Source organism: Bacteroides sp. AM44-19 (assembly GCF_003603395.1).
Classification (GTDB): domain Bacteria; phylum Bacteroidota; class Bacteroidia; order Bacteroidales; family Bacteroidaceae; genus Bacteroides; species Bacteroides uniformis.
Map to the genome: position 1 here is coordinate 153,388 of NZ_QTNB01000005.1, position 16,703 is coordinate 170,090.

General features: G+C 38.5%; 15 protein-coding genes. 3 read left to right on the top strand and 12 right to left on the bottom strand.

The window, feature by feature from the left end:
- Window positions 1–6 precede the first annotated feature (6 nt).
- The 11 genes from DW947_RS09990 to DW947_RS10050 form a co-directional block, all read right to left on the bottom strand.
- On the bottom strand, window positions 7–834 hold the full coding sequence (locus tag DW947_RS09990; protein WP_117963190.1) for an SDR family NAD(P)-dependent oxidoreductase: 828 nt from the start codon (window positions 832–834) through the stop codon (window positions 7–9).
- Window positions 834–2,579: a thiamine pyrophosphate-binding protein gene (locus DW947_RS09995; protein WP_117963192.1), complete on the bottom strand. Its 1,746-nt coding sequence runs from the start codon at window positions 2,577–2,579 to the stop codon at window positions 834–836. The genes DW947_RS09990 and DW947_RS09995 overlap by 1 nt, the downstream gene beginning before the upstream one ends.
- Before the next feature lie 84 nt (window positions 2,580–2,663).
- Window positions 2,664–4,088 carry a polysaccharide pyruvyl transferase family protein gene (locus DW947_RS10000; RefSeq protein ID WP_117963194.1) on the bottom strand — a complete coding sequence of 475 codons (1,425 nt, stop codon included), beginning with the start codon at window positions 4,086–4,088 and terminating at the stop codon, window positions 2,664–2,666.
- Window positions 4,089–4,106: 18 nt separating this feature from the next.
- Window positions 4,107–5,138 carry an acyltransferase family protein gene (locus DW947_RS10005; protein ID WP_133303607.1) on the bottom strand — a complete coding sequence of 344 codons (1,032 nt, stop codon included), beginning with the start codon at window positions 5,136–5,138 and terminating at the stop codon, window positions 4,107–4,109.
- Window positions 5,139–5,149: 11 nt separating this feature from the next.
- Entirely contained in the window at window positions 5,150–5,461 is a 312-nt protein-coding gene (locus DW947_RS10010) for a hypothetical protein (RefSeq protein ID WP_117963257.1), read from the bottom strand.
- Window positions 5,462–5,485: 24 nt separating this feature from the next.
- Complete coding sequence (locus DW947_RS10015) at window positions 5,486–6,265, bottom strand: glycosyltransferase family 32 protein (RefSeq protein ID WP_117963259.1); 780 nt, start codon at window positions 6,263–6,265, stop codon at window positions 5,486–5,488.
- A complete protein-coding gene (locus DW947_RS10020; protein ID WP_117963261.1) occupies window positions 6,255–7,148 on the bottom strand; it encodes a phosphorylcholine transferase LicD in 894 nt (297 codons plus the stop codon). Before DW947_RS10020 ends, DW947_RS10015 begins: the two co-directional genes overlap by 11 nt.
- 11 nt (window positions 7,149–7,159) lie before the next feature.
- Complete coding sequence (locus tag DW947_RS10025; RefSeq protein WP_117963263.1) at window positions 7,160–8,971, bottom strand: aminotransferase class I/II-fold pyridoxal phosphate-dependent enzyme; 1,812 nt, start codon at window positions 8,969–8,971, stop codon at window positions 7,160–7,162.
- Between the two features lie 622 nt (window positions 8,972–9,593).
- On the bottom strand, window positions 9,594–9,887 hold the full coding sequence (locus tag DW947_RS10040; RefSeq protein WP_117963267.1) for a nucleotidyltransferase family protein: 294 nt from the start codon (window positions 9,885–9,887) through the stop codon (window positions 9,594–9,596).
- Between the two features lie 67 nt (window positions 9,888–9,954).
- A complete protein-coding gene (locus DW947_RS10045) occupies window positions 9,955–10,440 on the bottom strand; it encodes a UpxZ family transcription anti-terminator antagonist (protein WP_117963269.1) in 486 nt (161 codons plus the stop codon).
- Between the two features lie 68 nt (window positions 10,441–10,508).
- Window positions 10,509–11,048, bottom strand: a complete 540-nt coding sequence (locus tag DW947_RS10050) for a UpxY family transcription antiterminator (RefSeq protein WP_117963271.1) — start codon at window positions 11,046–11,048, stop codon at window positions 10,509–10,511.
- A gap of 1,399 nt (window positions 11,049–12,447) precedes the next feature.
- Here DW947_RS10050 and DW947_RS10060 point away from each other — a divergent pair.
- From DW947_RS10060 to DW947_RS10070, 3 genes are all read left to right on the top strand, one after another.
- Window positions 12,448–12,912 carry a DUF4494 domain-containing protein gene (locus DW947_RS10060; protein ID WP_005831367.1) on the top strand — a complete coding sequence of 155 codons (465 nt, stop codon included), beginning with the start codon at window positions 12,448–12,450 and terminating at the stop codon, window positions 12,910–12,912.
- Between the two features lie 79 nt (window positions 12,913–12,991).
- Window positions 12,992–13,657: a YggS family pyridoxal phosphate-dependent enzyme gene (locus DW947_RS10065; protein ID WP_022402042.1), complete on the top strand. Its 666-nt coding sequence runs from the start codon at window positions 12,992–12,994 to the stop codon at window positions 13,655–13,657.
- 18 nt (window positions 13,658–13,675) lie between these two features.
- Entirely contained in the window at window positions 13,676–14,653 is a 978-nt protein-coding gene (locus DW947_RS10070; RefSeq protein ID WP_117652580.1) for a dihydroorotate dehydrogenase-like protein, read from the top strand.
- A gap of 94 nt (window positions 14,654–14,747) precedes the next feature.
- Here the strand turns inward: DW947_RS10070 and DW947_RS10075 are convergent, their stop codons facing one another.
- The gene (locus DW947_RS10075) at window positions 14,748–16,652 is read right to left on the bottom strand and encodes a polysaccharide biosynthesis protein (protein WP_005831372.1); all 1,905 of its coding nucleotides are present in this window, start codon (window positions 16,650–16,652) and stop codon (window positions 14,748–14,750) included.
- Window positions 16,653–16,703: the final 51 nt, after the last annotated feature.

Genomic DNA, 16,703 nt, shown 5'->3' on the forward strand with positions numbered 1-16,703 from the left:
CATTTTTCAGAACAAACCATTTCCACCTGTCATATAGATAGTATCACCCATTATCATACTGCCGCAGTTACTACACATAAAAACAGCAAGATTTGCTACTTCTTTAGGATCAATATACCGTCCACAAGGTTGGCTTTCACAATTCATATTCGTTTCGTTTTCTACAACCATCATTGAGGTGAAAGTTTTACCAGGTGCGATTGCGTTAACCGTGATTCCGTAAGGAGCAAGTTGCTCAGCTAATCCTACAGTAAATCCTCGGATGGCCCATTTCGATAGCTGATATGCATTAAAAGCCGGTTTAAGTGCCGAAGAAGATGATATATTAAGGATATTCCCTTTTACGCCGTTTTCTATCATATACTTTGATACAGAACGACTTAAAAAATATACGCCCTTTACATTTATCTCCATAATCTTATCGTACTCTTTTTCGGACAAATCATAAAAACTGCACTTTTGAGTTACTCCTGCACTATTAACCAATATGCTAATTTTCATACCGGGGAATAAAGAGGCGGCTTTCTCAATAGACGCATTCATTTCTGCAGGCTTTGCTACGTCCATAATTATTCCTCTTAGATTTTCATGTTGTAAAGAGTCCAACGCTTTGTTAAGTTTAGTTTCCGACGACCCGGAAATTACAACCTTTGCTCCTGTTTTTAAAAATGCCCTAGCTATTTCAAGTCCTATACCGCTGGTTCCTCCGCTTACCAAAGCAAGCCTGCCCTCCAACAGTTTATTGTTGTACACTATTGAAGGTACAGCAAACTTTTCCTTTCTAACTAATAAGCAAAACAGCCTTTTTACGATTCTTCTTATAAAATTATTCATTACAATCTTAAATTACTAATTTTGTTTGTCAAATCATCTCCTAAAATTTTTCTGCCTATTCGTTTAGCATGTTTTACAATTTCCATAGTAACATCAATCTTAAGATTGCAAATTATTCGAAGTGACTCACTCTCGTCATTAGTATCTGTAAACACCTCCAACACAATTGACTCCTCAATTTCCTTTTTAGTAAATTGAGGAATAATTTGTAGCAATTCCTCCTTATTAGAAGCAGAGAAATACCTAAATCCAAGGTCTTGTGCGAAATGCATCAACAAACTTTGCGACTGGTCTCCATTATGACCAGCAGCTGCAATATAAGTATCTGCAAATTCTCCAAAACTTCCACCTGCCGAATATGGATTGCGAAACTGCTGTCCACGTCCGTTGTTCACTACTATCAAGCGAATATTATTTCCGATGTGACGGTTTCCCAAAGCATTCATATCATAGAAAAAAGCCAAGTCTCCAACCACTCCATAGTACACCTTGTTTGGATAAGCCAATGATGCCCCAACCAAACTGGAAACACAACCATCAATACCAAACCCACCAGTATTGCTATAACCTAACAAATATTTTGGACCTTGTGTGAAATTCCATGTTCTCAAACTATTCTGAATACCATAGTGAATAATGGAATTATCAGGAATATGTTTCAAAATCTGCCGACCTACCCAAACATTTGAAAAAGGGAGCTCGGGAATACGGCTTTCCAACTCTTCACGAATTTGTTTCCATTCTTCTATAAAAGTATTCACAGAACAGCCATTACGGTTTGTGTAATGTTCAAAGAACTCATATTCATTCATTTGAAACACATGCGTCATTCCGCCAAACGAGTCACGAATTTCACCATCAATATTTACTCTCCAAACCTCTTTGGGGCTAAGGTTTTCATAATCTGTTCCATGTATGTTTCCAATATATACCATTAAGTCCAAATTACTGCACGCTGGTCTATATTGCTTTTGGCAAGTTATAAGATTATGAAACACTTCATAGTCTCCGTGATAGTTTGATAAATGATCACATAATACCACTGCATTATTAAGTCTGCAAAACTTTTCAACTGCATTAAGAAGCTCCTCCGTCCATACAGAATGAGCACCAACAAAAATACCAATCTTACCTTTAGGTAAAGTAGGGAATGAATCAAACTTTGAAATTCGTTGAATTACTCGAACCTTAGGCAACTCTTTCGTCGTATATTTACCAGTGTAGCCGTTGGTAAGATTAATATGAACAGGACCTCCACCATCTTTTGAAAGTTCAAGGATTGCCTTATTAATCAATGTAGTGTAGCGATCTTCTTCCTGCTTGTTATGGAGAGTAGGAAGATGCAGGCTGTATCTAACGATATCCTTAGGTTGCACACTTCTATCGATCTGCTGAGGCGAATTCTGACCGACCCAAGCAATATCACGGCACGATGTTACTGCCAAAATCGGTAATTTGCGATAGTAAGCTTCAGTGAGTGCTGGCATATAGTTACGAGAGGCAGTAGCACCTGTGCAACTAATCACAACAGGTTCCTTACTTTCTTCTGCTAAACCACAAGCAATATATGCTGCGGAACGTTCATCTACAGACGAGTAAATTTCGAAATAAGAATCCTGTTGAGCACTTGCTACAAATGTAATATTTGCGACTCCAGGGCTGGCTACAATCTTTTTAATGCCATGTGCCTTAAGAAGAGCCAATAAAATCTGTACATTCTTATCGTCTGAATAAAACTTTTGCATAATTATATTTATCTGTTATTGTCAAACTTATACGCACTCCCATTTTGGCTATCACCAACATTTAGAAAATATCATATTTCCAAATCATAAATGCGCTATTTTTTTTAATTTGTGTAATATGTAGAACGGTCTGTAATACTTCGCAAAAACATGTTTATCTTGTATCTGCAAATCTTCTAGGAGCTTGCTGTAGAATAAAGGTTGTCTTCCATTTTGAAGTATTGTATATTGCAGATTTTTGCACCTGTAACATTTAGGAACAAGTGAGAACTGACATGTTATCATAAATTCTCTATACTTTTTGCATCGAACAGTTAAGAGATAATGATTGAATAAATCTGTATGTATTCCTTTACAAGGAGTAGAAATATCACATAATTCCATTCTGTTTTCTGAATATCCTGGCAATCTATCCAACGCAGAAGCTAAGTAAGCTAAAGATTCCCCTCTTTGCTTGTTTAGGATAGTATCTACTTTAGAATAATCAATATGTTGATTAAAGGAATCAACACCTCTGTAAATGCCTCCTGTTATCTGCAACCGCTCAAACAAATCGGTGATTCGCTTATATTGAGTGTTTCCGTTTCCACCTAACTGTTTTTGAAAAGTTATCAACTGTCGATGGAAAATAATCGATAGTACTGCCACATGGAAAGAGTCTGTAAAAACAAACTCTGCATTATGTATGCAAAAAAGCATCTGTTCAGGAGTCAGTTCATCAGTATTTGCAAATGAAGTATCCTCTGTTTGAGTACAATGCAAAACTATAGGCTTCAATCTTTTTGCATTGGCTGCTTCAATAGATATCTTAATGTTTTTCTGATTATTTGCCAGAAAAAAAATCAGAGCATACTTACCTTCTGTGACAAATGGTTCTTCTAACTTCTGCCAATGTTCAGAATCAAGCATTATAACTGGATCAAACACATTGTACACATCTTTTCTTCCTATAAGGTTACGTACAATTTCGCATCCTGTTCTTTCTCGAATAGAAAGACTTGCAAAACGACTAATTTGATACGCCATCTGTCTAGCTACTTCTCGATCTGCAATCTTAGATACACCGAGACTTGGAGCATAAGAAATCAGCTTGCGTGCATTGATTACAAAGTCTAGAAAGAAACGCCCATCATACCAATTTGGTCCCCAAATCTGGTCACTACCACACACAAATCCATCATACAAATTATTAAGTTCTGCAAAATCCTGATTGTAATGGCACTCTTTGGTATAAGCAAATTTATTTGTATAGAAAGAGCCAAAAGTTTCTTTCCTAAATTCAAACACTCGCCTTTTCTTTTGAAAAATATTTCTACATAGAGATATAAATTTTGATGAAATGACAGCAGAAATATCAGGTACATTCATAGGTGCGCTATTCAGCCTATGATAGTCAATCAAATCCACCTTATAGCCTTGTTGTTCTATTAGCGTTTTCAAAGCATAAGCCTGATATGCTGTTCCATAGTTCTCAGCATGGTGCCAAGTCATTAATGCGATTTTTTTCATTTATGATAGTCAGGTAAACTAACGTCCAAATATAATTTTATGAAGGGTGTGACATTCTTTTATTAAATTTCCAAATAACAAGGACAATAATATTATCAGAGCTGTAGGTATCGTTATAATAATAATATCAAGTACAAGACTATTATCGTTAGTAAACGATTGTACAAACCAAAGTGGTGTATTGATTATTAAAAAATAATGGAACACATAAATATATAATGAATTCCTACCTAAATAACCTAATGTGTTTGTTACAACATTGTGAGTATCCTCCAATCGATACATAATTGCTATGCACAAGTATAGATAAGATAGACTTAATAAAAAGCCGTATCCTGCAATGTTCAATCCCGTTCTGACAAGAATCATTTTACAAAATACTACAATTAGTGCTGCCGTAAGAAACAGCTCTGATTCAAACAATTTGTCTGTATAATCACACTTCTTCACAATCGTTGCTACAGCAAAGTATGGATAGTATGTACATAAATGGCCTATGCCAACAATCCCTCCTATTGCTGTATTTCCCCATAGTTCATTAATACTATAAAGACAAAGATATGTGAAAATTGTCAAAAGCACATCGAATGTTAGTTTATTGCCTTTTTTCTCGTGTTGCACTAAAAGTTTTAAGCTATGTAGTATAAACAATTCAAAAAGAGTAAGAAGAAACCAATAACCGCTTTTCATTGAACTGGTCAATAAAGTTTCAATTCCTTTTCCATTTGCAATTGTCAATGCGCCTCCAATTATTAAGAATGGAACAAGTAGCTGCCTAAACTTCTTGTATGAAAATGACATAACTTCTTTAAAATTTTGAGATTGGTTTGAAACCAAAATTCCACTCAAAAAGATAAACAGTGGCATATGAAATGATTGCAAGAGAATGAAGATGGGGTGAGTATATGCCATACTATTGTTTTTACCACAAATACAATGATAAACTACATGTCCTATAACAACAAAAATAATAGCTATACCCTTGCTATTATCTATGAATGCCAAACGGGGGGCTATCTCTCCTAAATTCGTTGTACTCTTAAACTTCATACCTGACTTTATTAACAATCAACTATTTTGTTAAATATTTGACTATATTTGAAGATCTTAGAAATTGCACATGCAAATCCATTAGTTCTTGTTGCACTTATAAAAACTGCTATCAGCTCTCCAGATTTTTTACTGACAATTTTTCTACATAGAGATATAAATTTTGATGAAACGATAGCAGAAATATTAGGCACATTCATAGGCGCGCCATTCAGCCTATGATAGTCAATCAAATCCATCTTGTAGCCTTGTTGTTCTATAAGCGTTTTCAAGGCATAAGCCCGATATGCTGTTCCATAGTTCTCAGCATGGTGCCAAGTCATTAATGCGATTTTTTCATTTACAAATTATCTACGAAGTACTGAAAAAGTTTTCTTCAATGCAGTCAACAAGCCATCTTTAAACAAATAATTGATGAAAGCATCAACGTACAAGCCTAGTTTTTCTCCCAATATCTTCACCAGTCTTCTACGCCTAATTAATTCAGCTTTTACATCATCTGACAACCAAGAGGCATCAGCATAATGAATACAGAAAAGTTCTGGATACTTTGTAATCTTGCCCGTATTGGCATCTGTAGAATAAAAGTATTGTTTAGGATAAATAGCAGTTCCATCTGCCAGCTCTTGATACTGATAATTCTCAATTAAACCATACTTCTCTTTCAAGATCCTTAATGCCGGAACGTCCAAAGGAGTTGTATCGTATGTTCCATCTAGCTTTATGAAAGAACGCTTGTGATAATCATCAAGCATATCCGCAATAAAGTCCGTTTTAGCTTCGGAACCAAAAACAGGCAAAGTCAAACCGTCTGTAGCAAAGCCAAAGAATGCTTTATGCTTTCGCAGAGGTTCAAAAGACCGCACCATTTCCATATCCGTATCAAGATAAATGCCACCCTCATTATATAATACATAAAATCTAACATAATCTGCAACAAAAGCCCATTTTTTCTGCAAATATGCTTCTGCTACATATCTACAAGAATTAATATCAAAATTATGTTCATTCCACTCTTTTATTGCATATTCGGGACAAAATTTTTTCCAAGACTCTATATATTTTTTTGTGCTTTCAGGTAATGGATTTTCCCCAAACCACATATAATGAATAATTTTAGGTATCATTTTTCATAGTTTTTTTAACATAATAATCTTGACGTTCTCTTATCTGATATACTTGAGTATAAAACTCTGTAAATCTATTTTCAATAGGGAGATACGACATATAATCTTCAAATAGAATAGACAAATATTCGTCATAACCTGAAGGTATTGGAAATAATTCGCCATTAATTTCGATATCAATACTCTTCTCAAAAATTCTTGATGGATATACTTCAAATTCTTTATCTCCCCAATTAGCCTCAAAGCAATATGACATAAAATAAGAACTTTTCAAAATATCACAATAATTGAATATTTGCGCTTCCTTATACACAATGTACCTCTCTGGTATTACCTTATATTGCAATCTATATAATTTTAATAAACTCCTTTTTATTTTTGAGCAACTGAAATCACCATTTGTATGTTGATGTGCATATTTTTGAATTCTAAAATTAGACCATTTTCTTGCTAATTTCAATAATGGTACTCGTTTTTCTTTCGTTTCAGGACAGCCTACAAGAAAAAAGACATCCACATGAATTGACATATATGTATATCCTTTCTTACAAATACGTAAACATTCTGCGGGATAATTCGGCATAATATCAGTATATACATAATAATAATTTTCTGATAGATTAGTCTTCAAAATCTGAAGCAAACGATCTCTATCTGATATTTTAATATGTATATCTACATCATAATCCCAAGGTATTGCCCCACGATCGCGAATAGCTCCCAACAATGTCCCATAAGCAAGATAATATGTTAATCCATTTTCACGAAACAATCTATTTATATAAGATAAAATATCCCATGTTTCGCTCTGATATTCAAAGAATTCATTATATATATCACTTATATATTTTTTCACTTCTACCAGAAACTCTTTTTTATCCATTATATAGTAAATTAAAGAGTTTTAAGAATGCTTATCAGTTTTAAATTATCCTCTCTTCCACGAATAGCCAAACGGACTAAATTACGTCCATTCATATTATTTTTCCGTCCGCAATCACTAACAATAACGTCATGCTCAATTAATTTTTGAACTAACTCTGTAGAGGTATATTTATCTATCACTTCACACAAAAAATAATTAGCTTGTGACGGGACAACATATAAGTAAGGAATTTTACATAATTCATAATAAAAGGACTCGCGTTCTACAACAAAATTCCGACAAGCCTTAATATAATCCTTCTCGTATTTACCAAAAATCTGCAAATAAAATTCAGCAAAAGAATTGATATTCCAAATAGGAACCTCTTTCTTCATACGTGCAATCAATTCTGTATTGGAAGTAGCAAATACTCCCAAACGTAGTCCAGGTACCCCATAAGATTTACTAATAGATTTCATCACCATCATATGAGGATTAGCCTCTAGTATTTCATTTGAGAGCAAGCTATTACTCACACCATCTGTAGTAAAATCAACAAAGCTTTCATCTACAATCAAATGAGTTTCTTGTTCTTTACACCATTGAGCTAAACGGAGAATATCAGACTTAGAAATAAAATTACCTGATGGATTATCTGGATTTATCAACAATAATAGTGCAATATGCTTATCTGCATAAAAAGCCATCAAGTCATCCGCTGTATAAGCAAAATCTTTGTTCTGTGGGACATAACCTACAATTTGTTCTGATTTCAATCTATTAGGATATTCATCAAATGTTGGATAAATGATTCCCACTTTATCGCTCACATAATCTTCCATTATAATCTTAATGAGTTCTGCCGCACCATTACCTAATACTATATAATCCTGTTTAATACCAAAATATTTACCTGCTAACAATGAGTTTACATACATTCCTGATGGATATCCAGCTAGTAAAACATCAAAGTTGGCTCGTAATTCATCCTTCATACGTTTAGTTGGGAAAAAAGGATTCACTAAATAACAATAGTCTAATAGTTGTGGAAAACGCCAAAATCCGCCATACCTTTTATGATACTTTTCATATTTCATTTTCTTCTCAGAAAAAATAACAGAAGCAATATCCAAGTCCTGCACATCATCTATCTCATACCACTTTTGTCCATTCAACGTCAAAGCCTTAAAATTACAATTATCTAATAGCGTAACAACACGCAGCACTTGTTCATAATATTCATTATTACCCAGTGACTTAGTGTAAGCTTCCAAAAATGGCACATAAGTATTAATAGAAAAATCTCTACTAAACTTATAAATATTCACAGTTTTATAATAGCTATCTATATGTTCATATTTGAATGCTTCCTTGGGTACAAAATTCACTATATTGTTCTCTTCATCAATATGAACCATTGTTCCATCCATCCAAGCCTCGTACTTATCAACTAAGGCAACATTAGGATTAGAATCATCAAGAATCATTGAAAATAGCGAATCATCAAAAATAAGATCACTTTCAATCAAAAGAGTATCATCTTCCACCAACTTTCGTTTAGCCAAAGCTAATGAATAAATATTATTAGTCTGCTGATAAATTGGATTATTTATATACTCTATTTTCAATTTTGTATCGTATCGTTTACCGATATATTCTTGCAATTTTTCCCCCTCGTATCCTACAACAATTACCACACGAGCCAAATTAACTGAACATAATTGCGTAAGTAAACGATCAATCAATGAAATTCCATTCACTGTCACCATACATTTTGTATTACCTTTGGTAAGTTCCCCCAATCGCTTACCCATACCAGCTGCTAAAATAATTGCTTGCATAGTCAAATTTTCAAATTATATTATAATTCTTTTAGAGAATAGATTAGTAAACAGTCAACACTCACTTTAGAGCATCTACCTTTGAAAGAGCACATAAATGTGCCCTAAGCCGAGTTTTGTAATTAATTAGTTTGAATTTAACATTGGCTTGTAGCCAAAGGATTTTGCCAGGAACCATGTTAACATAGTCCCTGCAACCGTTAAAGATATTTTTGAAAAAAATTTCGATGTAGTTCCAATAACCCCCACTTGGGATTTTTACCCGGTTCCGCATAATGAACTATCTCGTAACGCTCCTCTACAAGAAGGGTACGTAAGCTAACTTCTTGAGATTAATTATGACCGATCGAATCAAGACGAAGCGTATCATCATAATCATCTTTCTCTTTTTGTCAATCAGAATCACTTTTGTCACCCTTAGTTTTTACCTTTTGTCGTCTATCACCAAAACGCTCTTGATTGGCGTAATCAAGCTTCTTGAAGAGACTTTATCACGTTCTGCCGATTTGCGGAGCTTACGTTCTTCAGAAGATAGCTTAAATTCGCAGCGAAGGTAATAATTTCAGTTTTGAACCTTTTTTTGAGTACTTACAAAAGTTCTAGAATCCGATATTTATCCTCCTCACACATATCTCAAATCTTTCTGAACAGATTGCAGCAAATAAGTGCCATCTAACTGTTTACACTTTCGTAACAAATCTACACTGCAACCCAGCATAGTTTCCAGTTCCGATTTCAAACGGCCTAAAGTAAAAAGCCCCATAGGATCCGCTTCAAAATAAACATCAATCTCACTTGTTTCTTTTTGTTCGCTACGAGCAACAGAACCAAATATTCCCAGCCGCATAATATGATACTGCATCAAATAAGCCTTACCGTTACGCAATATATGCAAATATTCCTCCGTTGTCTTCATAATTATAAACTTTTTAATGAGACAAATGTAACTAATTCAACGCAAACAACATATATTCTTCCAATTTTTATTCCTCAACTTCCTCAAACGGATACGGATTCTCCTCAATATTCCTTAACTCCTTCACCGCCTCTACCTGTTCCGTAATCATAGCCTCCTTATCCCAACTATCTACAATAGTATGAGCCTCCTGAAGCAAAGACTCTTCATAAACCTCGCCATACGTATAAGCCAACAAGCGGACTTTGAGCAAAGAAGCCGGAAGCCGACCCAAAACCTCACAAGCACGATTCAAGGCAATCTGTTTCTTTTGCTCCTTATCACCATTATCATAAATAGTAGCATTATACCCCATCAAGAGAGCCAAACATACATTAGCCTCCTCTTCGGTACCAGAACCTTGAACGGGAAAAAGGGAATCGGACAGAACAAGCACTTCCTTGTTCAATCGACAGAACGTATCGGAATAGACGGGAGTACCGTCCATGCCAAAACACATCAGCTCATGAGCAATACGCTGCAGCTCAAGAGCACGGGAAAGTAAAGAATTCATCTTCTTATTTGATTTTATATTTATAGACAGATGGAGGGAACCTCCTACAAGCTCAGGACGACAAAGACCTATTTATCTTTTATGATTTTCAAGTAGGATTTGGGGACTTTGATACTTGCAGTCAAAAGGTCCTTAATACGGATGACGACGTATGTTTTATTGGCTTCGATGGCAACCTCACCTTCAATACCGCTGAGTTCGCCTTTGATAACTTTTACTTTATGCCCAACAGTAAGAATTTCGCTATCAAGGCTGACACCGTCAGGATTCAGATCCATTACGAACATAAAGTCCTCCATTTGCTTATCCGGTACCACTAGCATGGAATGCGTAGAAAAGTCCTTCATATAAAAAAGGGGGACATTATAGATGTTGGATATATCGCAGGCTGTCTGCTTGGTGGAATGAACAAATACCAGATTGCGGATTACCGGAACTTCACTGCGTTTACGACGATACTTCAATTGAGAAATGACAAAACGCGTAGGGAGATAATAGTCAAGATCTAAATCCTCTTCCGATTTAAGTCGGTCCAGAGATTTCCGGACTGTAAATTCCTGCTTGTCACGGGTGCGGGCTGCAAACCAATATTTCTGTTGTTCAGTCACTTAGAAATTTTCTTTCGAATGAATCAGCTCAGTTCCGGGTGCGCTTCGCGGTTTGAACGAGACATTTTCCCACTCAAACCGTATTGTACACTTTTGCAATAATAATAAGCTATTAAAGAAGATATTAGACTCATAGAAGTGTCCAATAAACGTTCGTTTAATAAACGTCTATTTTTAAGAAAATAAGTAGAGGTATAAAAGTTAAAAAGGAACAGAACTTTAAGATGTTAAATATTAGACGTACAATGCTGCAATTCAATATATTAATATAAAACAAAAATCACTTTGGGAATATTTTTATTAAACATTTTGTTAGTTCAAAAAATACGGCTTATCTTTGCGTCCATTAAACGAACGTTTAAAAAACACCTCATCATTTCCAATATATCATTCTACATTCCAATATCTTACCCTCATAAATGCATTATTGAAGTTTCGCAAAGATGCCTGCTGATAAATGGGAATTTATCGCACAAAACGCAAGTGAAATAAAAGCCCACTTCCATAATCTATGGAGAGAGAGTGCAAGCCCGTGAATTTCTATTTAAAACACAAGCATGCCTTTGCTTTTCACCCTTTGTTTGTCCACTGTTGCATAGGGAATTAATAACGCCTAACGGCTATGAACAGCTCTGCTTATGGCCATCAAACGATTGCTTCATGGCCGTTAGCAGGGTTGTTCATGGCCGTTAGGCGTCACTAACTCCAGGGCTTTTACAGATGAAGTACGTAGCCCGCGCCTATTGCGCACAAGGCACAACCGTATTGTACAGCAACTTAAAAGACATTAGACGACTCCATTATTCATAGTCGGGCAAACTCGAAAATGCAGGAAAACTACACCGACCGATTTATGTAACCCACGCGCGGTATTATGGTAGAGGATAATAAGTTACGGCAAAACTCAGACGTTTTTGGCAGGTGGAAGCAAATTTTGCTTCCACCTTTTCAGGTTGCTTCCACCGCAGGGTAAATGCCGATGGATAGGGAGATACAGGAGATGGGTGGAAGTGTGGAAGCAAAGCAGATGCAAATTTATGTTTCAGCAACACGCCTTAAGTTTTAAAAAAGATGTAGTACAAAGGCATAAAATATAATAAGTGTTACAAATACACACTTTATGCCCCGACACTCTTGCAAATGTCGAAAAAGTCCGTACCTTTGCAATGTGTTTTTCATAGTATTAGATTTAAGGTTAACAAAGGTTGGAGTACAGCGGTACTCCTTTTTTTATGCCCATACGTACCGTCCCGGTTCTCCAATAAAATTTTCACGTAAAATGCAAGGCAACTTTTTATATCCATTTAGTTTTTGGCTATCTTTGCACTGCTTTTGGTGGGCATAGGCACGCATAAAGCAGCTTAACTAACAATAAATCAATAATTAAAAACAGAAAATTATGGCAATGCATACATGGTTTGAATGTAAGATCCGTTACGAGAAAACAATGGAAAATGGAATGAACAAGAAGGTGACCGAACCGTATTTGGTGGATGCCCTCAGTTTTACGGAAGCGGAAGCACGCATCATCGAAGAGATGACGCCGTTCATTTCGGGAGAGTTCACCGTATCGGACATCAAACGTGCCAACTATAGCGAATTGTTCCCCAGCGAAGAGGAAGCTGCCGACCGCTGGTTTAAATGTAAACTGGTTTTCATCACACTGGACGAGAAAAGCGGTGCGGAAAAGAAAACCTCTACCCAGGTATTGGTGCAGGCTGCCGACCTGCGTGATGCAGTGAAGAAACTGGATGAGGGCATGAAAGGCACAATGGCCGACTATCAGATAGCATCTGTAGCGGAAACCGCCATTATGGATGTATATCCGTACAGTGCAGAGCCCGACGACAAACCGGAAGTTTAATTTAAGTTATGAGTTATAAGTTATGAATTATTATTGTGACCCATAACTTATAACTCATAACTCATAACTCAAAAAAACGATGATTGCAGAGAATTTAAAACAAGTACTGAGCGAACTGCCTGAAAAGGTACGGCTGGTGGCTGTTTCCAAATTTCACCCCAACGAGGCGATAGAAGAAGCATATCGTGCCGGTCAGCGTGTGTTCGGAGAAAGTAAGGTGCAGGAAATGACCGCCAAATACGAAAGTCTGCCCAAAGACATAGAATGGCATTTCATCGGGCATCTGCAAACAAACAAAATAAAATATATCGTTCCTTACGTAGCGCTGATTCATGGCATAGACTCCTACAAGCTGTTGGCCGAAGTGAACAAGCAGGCTGCCAAAGCCGGAAAAACCGTCAACTGCCTGCTGCAGCTGCACATTGCCCGGGAAGAGACCAAGTTTGGATTCAGCTTTGACGAATGCCGGGAAATGCTGGCAGCTGGTGAATGGAGAGAGCTCAAGCATATCCGGATATGCGGATTGATGGGCATGGCCACGAATACGGACAATGACGAACAAATCAAAACTGAGTTTTGTTCTTTAAGTAGCTTCTTCAATGAAGTGAAAGCCAAGTGGTTTGCCGATGCAGAGTCATTCCGGGAACTGTCCATGGGGATGTCTCACGATTACCACGAGGCCATTGCAGCCGGGAGCACCTTAATACGTGTAGGAAGCAAGATTTTTGGAGAAAGAAACTATTAACCATAAAAAATCATTATCATGGCAACATTAGAAACTACTTTTGCAGGGCTGAAACTCAGAAACCCCATTATCGTCAGCAGCTCCGGACTGACAGACAGTGCCGCCAAGAACCAGAAACTATCTGAGGCCGGCGCAGGTGCCATTGTGCTAAAATCACTTTTTGAAGAGCAAATCATGATGGAGGCTGACTGGATGGGAGACCCGAACATGTACCCCGAAGGCAGTGACTACCTTGTAGGATATATCCGCGAACATAAGCTGGGTGAATATCTGAACCTGATTAAGGAAAGCAAAAAGGTTTGCAATATCCCCATCATAGCCAGCATCAACTGCTATCAGAATGCCGACTGGGTGGAATTTGCCGCCAAAATAGAAGAAGCCGGTGCAGACGCACTGGAAATCAATATCCTTGCACTGCAGACGGATGTACAATATGCTTACGGCAGTTTCGAGCAACGCCACATCGACATTCTGAGCCACATCAAGAAGACGGTCAAGATACCCGTCATCATGAAGCTGGGTGACAACCTGACCAACCCGATAGCTCTGATAGACCAACTGTACGCCAACGGCGCCGCCGCAGTAGTGCTGTTCAACCGCTTCTACCAGCCGGACATCAACATTGAGAAAATGATACAAGTATCCGGCAACGTATTCAGCAACGAAGCCGATTTGTCTAAAGCCCTGCGCTGGATAGGCATCGCTTCGGCAGCCGTAAACAAGCTGGACTATGCCGCTTCCGGTGGTATCCACTCGCCCGAAGGCGTTGTCAAGGCAATATTAGCAGGTGCTTCGGCCGTAGAGATATGCAGTGTGCTTTATCAGAATTCAGCTACCATCATTGAAGAATACATCCGCTTCCTCAACTTGTGGATGGACCGCAAAGGTATGGAAACCATCAGCCAGTTCAAAGGTATTCTGAACGTAAACGACCCGAAGGGAGTCAATACTTTCGAACGTACACAGTTCTTGAAATACTTCTCTTCACATGAATGAGACAAAAGGCTGACAAGAAGACAATAAAATTGAAAGGGTGATAACACTACAACGACGTTATCACCCTTTCATTTTATACTATACCGCTATCTTTTTATTTCTTCTTATCCAGCGCCTCAAAGCAGGAATTCTTGCTCACGAACTCCGGAACAATATCCTTCATGGCAGCAACAATTTTCATCTGGTCATAGGTGTAACTTACATCAATCAGTTTCTGAATACGCTCCTTCACCTCGTCATAGTCATACTCACGCACCGTGGCAATCATAATCTTCTCATGATAGGTGGGCTTTGTAAGCTCCTTCACATTCAAGAGTTCCTCGTAGAGCTTCTCGCCATGACGGAGACCGGTAAATTCAATCTTCACATCCGTACGTCCGGAAAGGCTGATCATACGCTTGGCAAGGTCCACAATCTTCACCGGCTTACCCATGTCGAAGATGTAGATTTCACCGCCGTTGCCCATACTGCCGGCCTCAAGAACAAGGCGGCAAGCTTCGGGAATGGTCATGAAGTAACGGATTATCTCAGGATGGGTCACTGTCACCGGACCGCCACGCTGAATCTGGTCGCGGAAACGGGGAATGACAGAACCGTTGGAACCCAGCACATTGCCGAAACGCGTAGTGATGAACTGAGTGGCATGGCCTCCCTCCTTCTGCAACTTCTTCGCAAGAGACTGCACATAAATCTCGCAGATACGCTTGGAACAGCCCATCACGTTTGTAGGGTTAACAGCCTTGTCCGTAGAAATCATCACAAACTTCTCGGCACCGTATTTCACGGCAAGATCGGCAACGGTGCGCGTGCCGAATACGTTCACCTGGATGGACTCGGAAACGTTGTCCTCCATCATCGGCACATGCTTGTAGGCGGCCGCATGGAAAATATACTGGGGCTTGAACTCCCTGAAGATGTCCTCCATACGCGTGGCATTGGAGATGTCGGCTATGATGGTCTCGGCATCAATGTCACGCCAACGGTCCTGAAGTTCCAGACGGATGTCGTGCAGAGGGGTCTCGGCCTGGTCCACTAAAATAAGTTTATAGGGATTGAACGAAGCCACCTGGCGCATGATTTCACTGCCGATGGAGCCGGCGGCGCCCGTAATCATCACACGCTTGCCCTCCAGATGAGAGGCAACCTTATGGATATCTATCTCGATAGGATTGCGCTGAAGCAGGTCCTCAATCTGAATTTCCTTCAACTGTGTGCGGCTCAGCGCCTGACCGTTCCACTCGCTCAAGGGAGGCGCGGTCATCAGTTTGATGTTGTGCACCAGCAGGCGGTCAGCCATGTCGGACTTCTTCAGTTCCTCCATCTTGGCAGGAGAAATGATGATGGTCTGCACATCGCGGTCGTTCAGCACATCAATCAGCGTATCATCGTTGGGGAACACCCTGACACCCATCATCACCTTGTTGATAAGCTCAGGTTCGTCCGCAATGAATCCGCGCAGACGGTAGTGGTTGCGCAGATTGACACGCAATGCCTTGGCAATGTTGACCCCGGCTTCCTTGGCACCGTAAATGAACACATTGGCACTATGGGTGCCGTCGAAGTTCAGCGCCTCGAAGAAAGTCTTGACAATCACACGGGAGCATGCCATCATGGCAAAGCTGATGATATAAGACATGAACAGCACGCTGACCGGAGCTAGGTTAAACTCCAAATAGCTTTCCGTCAGGACGCTCGTTATCATCAGCAGTGCATACGACACCGTCAATGACACAAAAATGCGCATGATATCCACAAAGGAGGAAAAGCGCAACACATTGGAATACGTACGGAAAACACGGAAAAAAATCAGATTGACAACAACCGTCCATAAAATGGTCTTGTCAATGGTAGAGGATTCCAAAAAAATGCTTCTGAAATCATATCGGAGAGCATAGGCCAACAGACTGGATATGACGATGATAAATACATCAATTAATAGAATAGTCCATATCGGAAGCACTTTCGCGGAAAGATACCGATGAAAAAAATTTCGCTTCATTTCGCTTGACAGTTTTGTTTTAGGCGAGGCAAAGATACACTATTTTAGGCA

Excerpts from the sequence above, each read along its gene's own strand:
- DW947_RS10040 (WP_117963267.1), bottom strand. The coding sequence starts at position 9,887 with ATGAAGACAACGGAGGAATATTTGCATATATTGCGTAACGGTAAGGCT.
- DW947_RS10060 (WP_005831367.1), top strand. The coding sequence starts at position 12,448 with ATGGCAATGCATACATGGTTTGAATGTAAGATCCGTTACGAGAAAACA.
- DW947_RS09990 (WP_117963190.1), bottom strand. The coding sequence starts at position 834 with ATGAATAATTTTATAAGAAGAATCGTAAAAAGGCTGTTTTGCTTATTA.
- DW947_RS10070 (WP_117652580.1), top strand. The coding sequence starts at position 13,676 with ATGGCAACATTAGAAACTACTTTTGCAGGGCTGAAACTCAGAAACCCC.
- DW947_RS10010 (WP_117963257.1), bottom strand. The coding sequence starts at position 5,461 with ATGACTTGGCACCATGCTGAGAACTATGGAACAGCATATCGGGCTTAT.
- DW947_RS10065 (WP_022402042.1), top strand. The coding sequence starts at position 12,992 with ATGATTGCAGAGAATTTAAAACAAGTACTGAGCGAACTGCCTGAAAAG.
- DW947_RS10005 (WP_133303607.1), bottom strand. The coding sequence starts at position 5,138 with ATGAAGTTTAAGAGTACAACGAATTTAGGAGAGATAGCCCCCCGTTTG.
- DW947_RS10000 (WP_117963194.1), bottom strand. The coding sequence starts at position 4,088 with ATGAAAAAAATCGCATTAATGACTTGGCACCATGCTGAGAACTATGGA.
- DW947_RS10045 (WP_117963269.1), bottom strand. The coding sequence starts at position 10,440 with ATGAATTCTTTACTTTCCCGTGCTCTTGAGCTGCAGCGTATTGCTCAT.
- DW947_RS10015 (WP_117963259.1), bottom strand. The coding sequence starts at position 6,265 with ATGATACCTAAAATTATTCATTATATGTGGTTTGGGGAAAATCCATTA.
- DW947_RS09995 (WP_117963192.1), bottom strand. The coding sequence starts at position 2,579 with ATGCAAAAGTTTTATTCAGACGATAAGAATGTACAGATTTTATTGGCT.
- DW947_RS10020 (WP_117963261.1), bottom strand. The coding sequence starts at position 7,148 with ATGGATAAAAAAGAGTTTCTGGTAGAAGTGAAAAAATATATAAGTGAT.
- DW947_RS10025 (WP_117963263.1), bottom strand. The coding sequence starts at position 8,971 with ATGCAAGCAATTATTTTAGCAGCTGGTATGGGTAAGCGATTGGGGGAA.
- DW947_RS10075 (WP_005831372.1), bottom strand. The coding sequence starts at position 16,652 with ATGAAGCGAAATTTTTTTCATCGGTATCTTTCCGCGAAAGTGCTTCCG.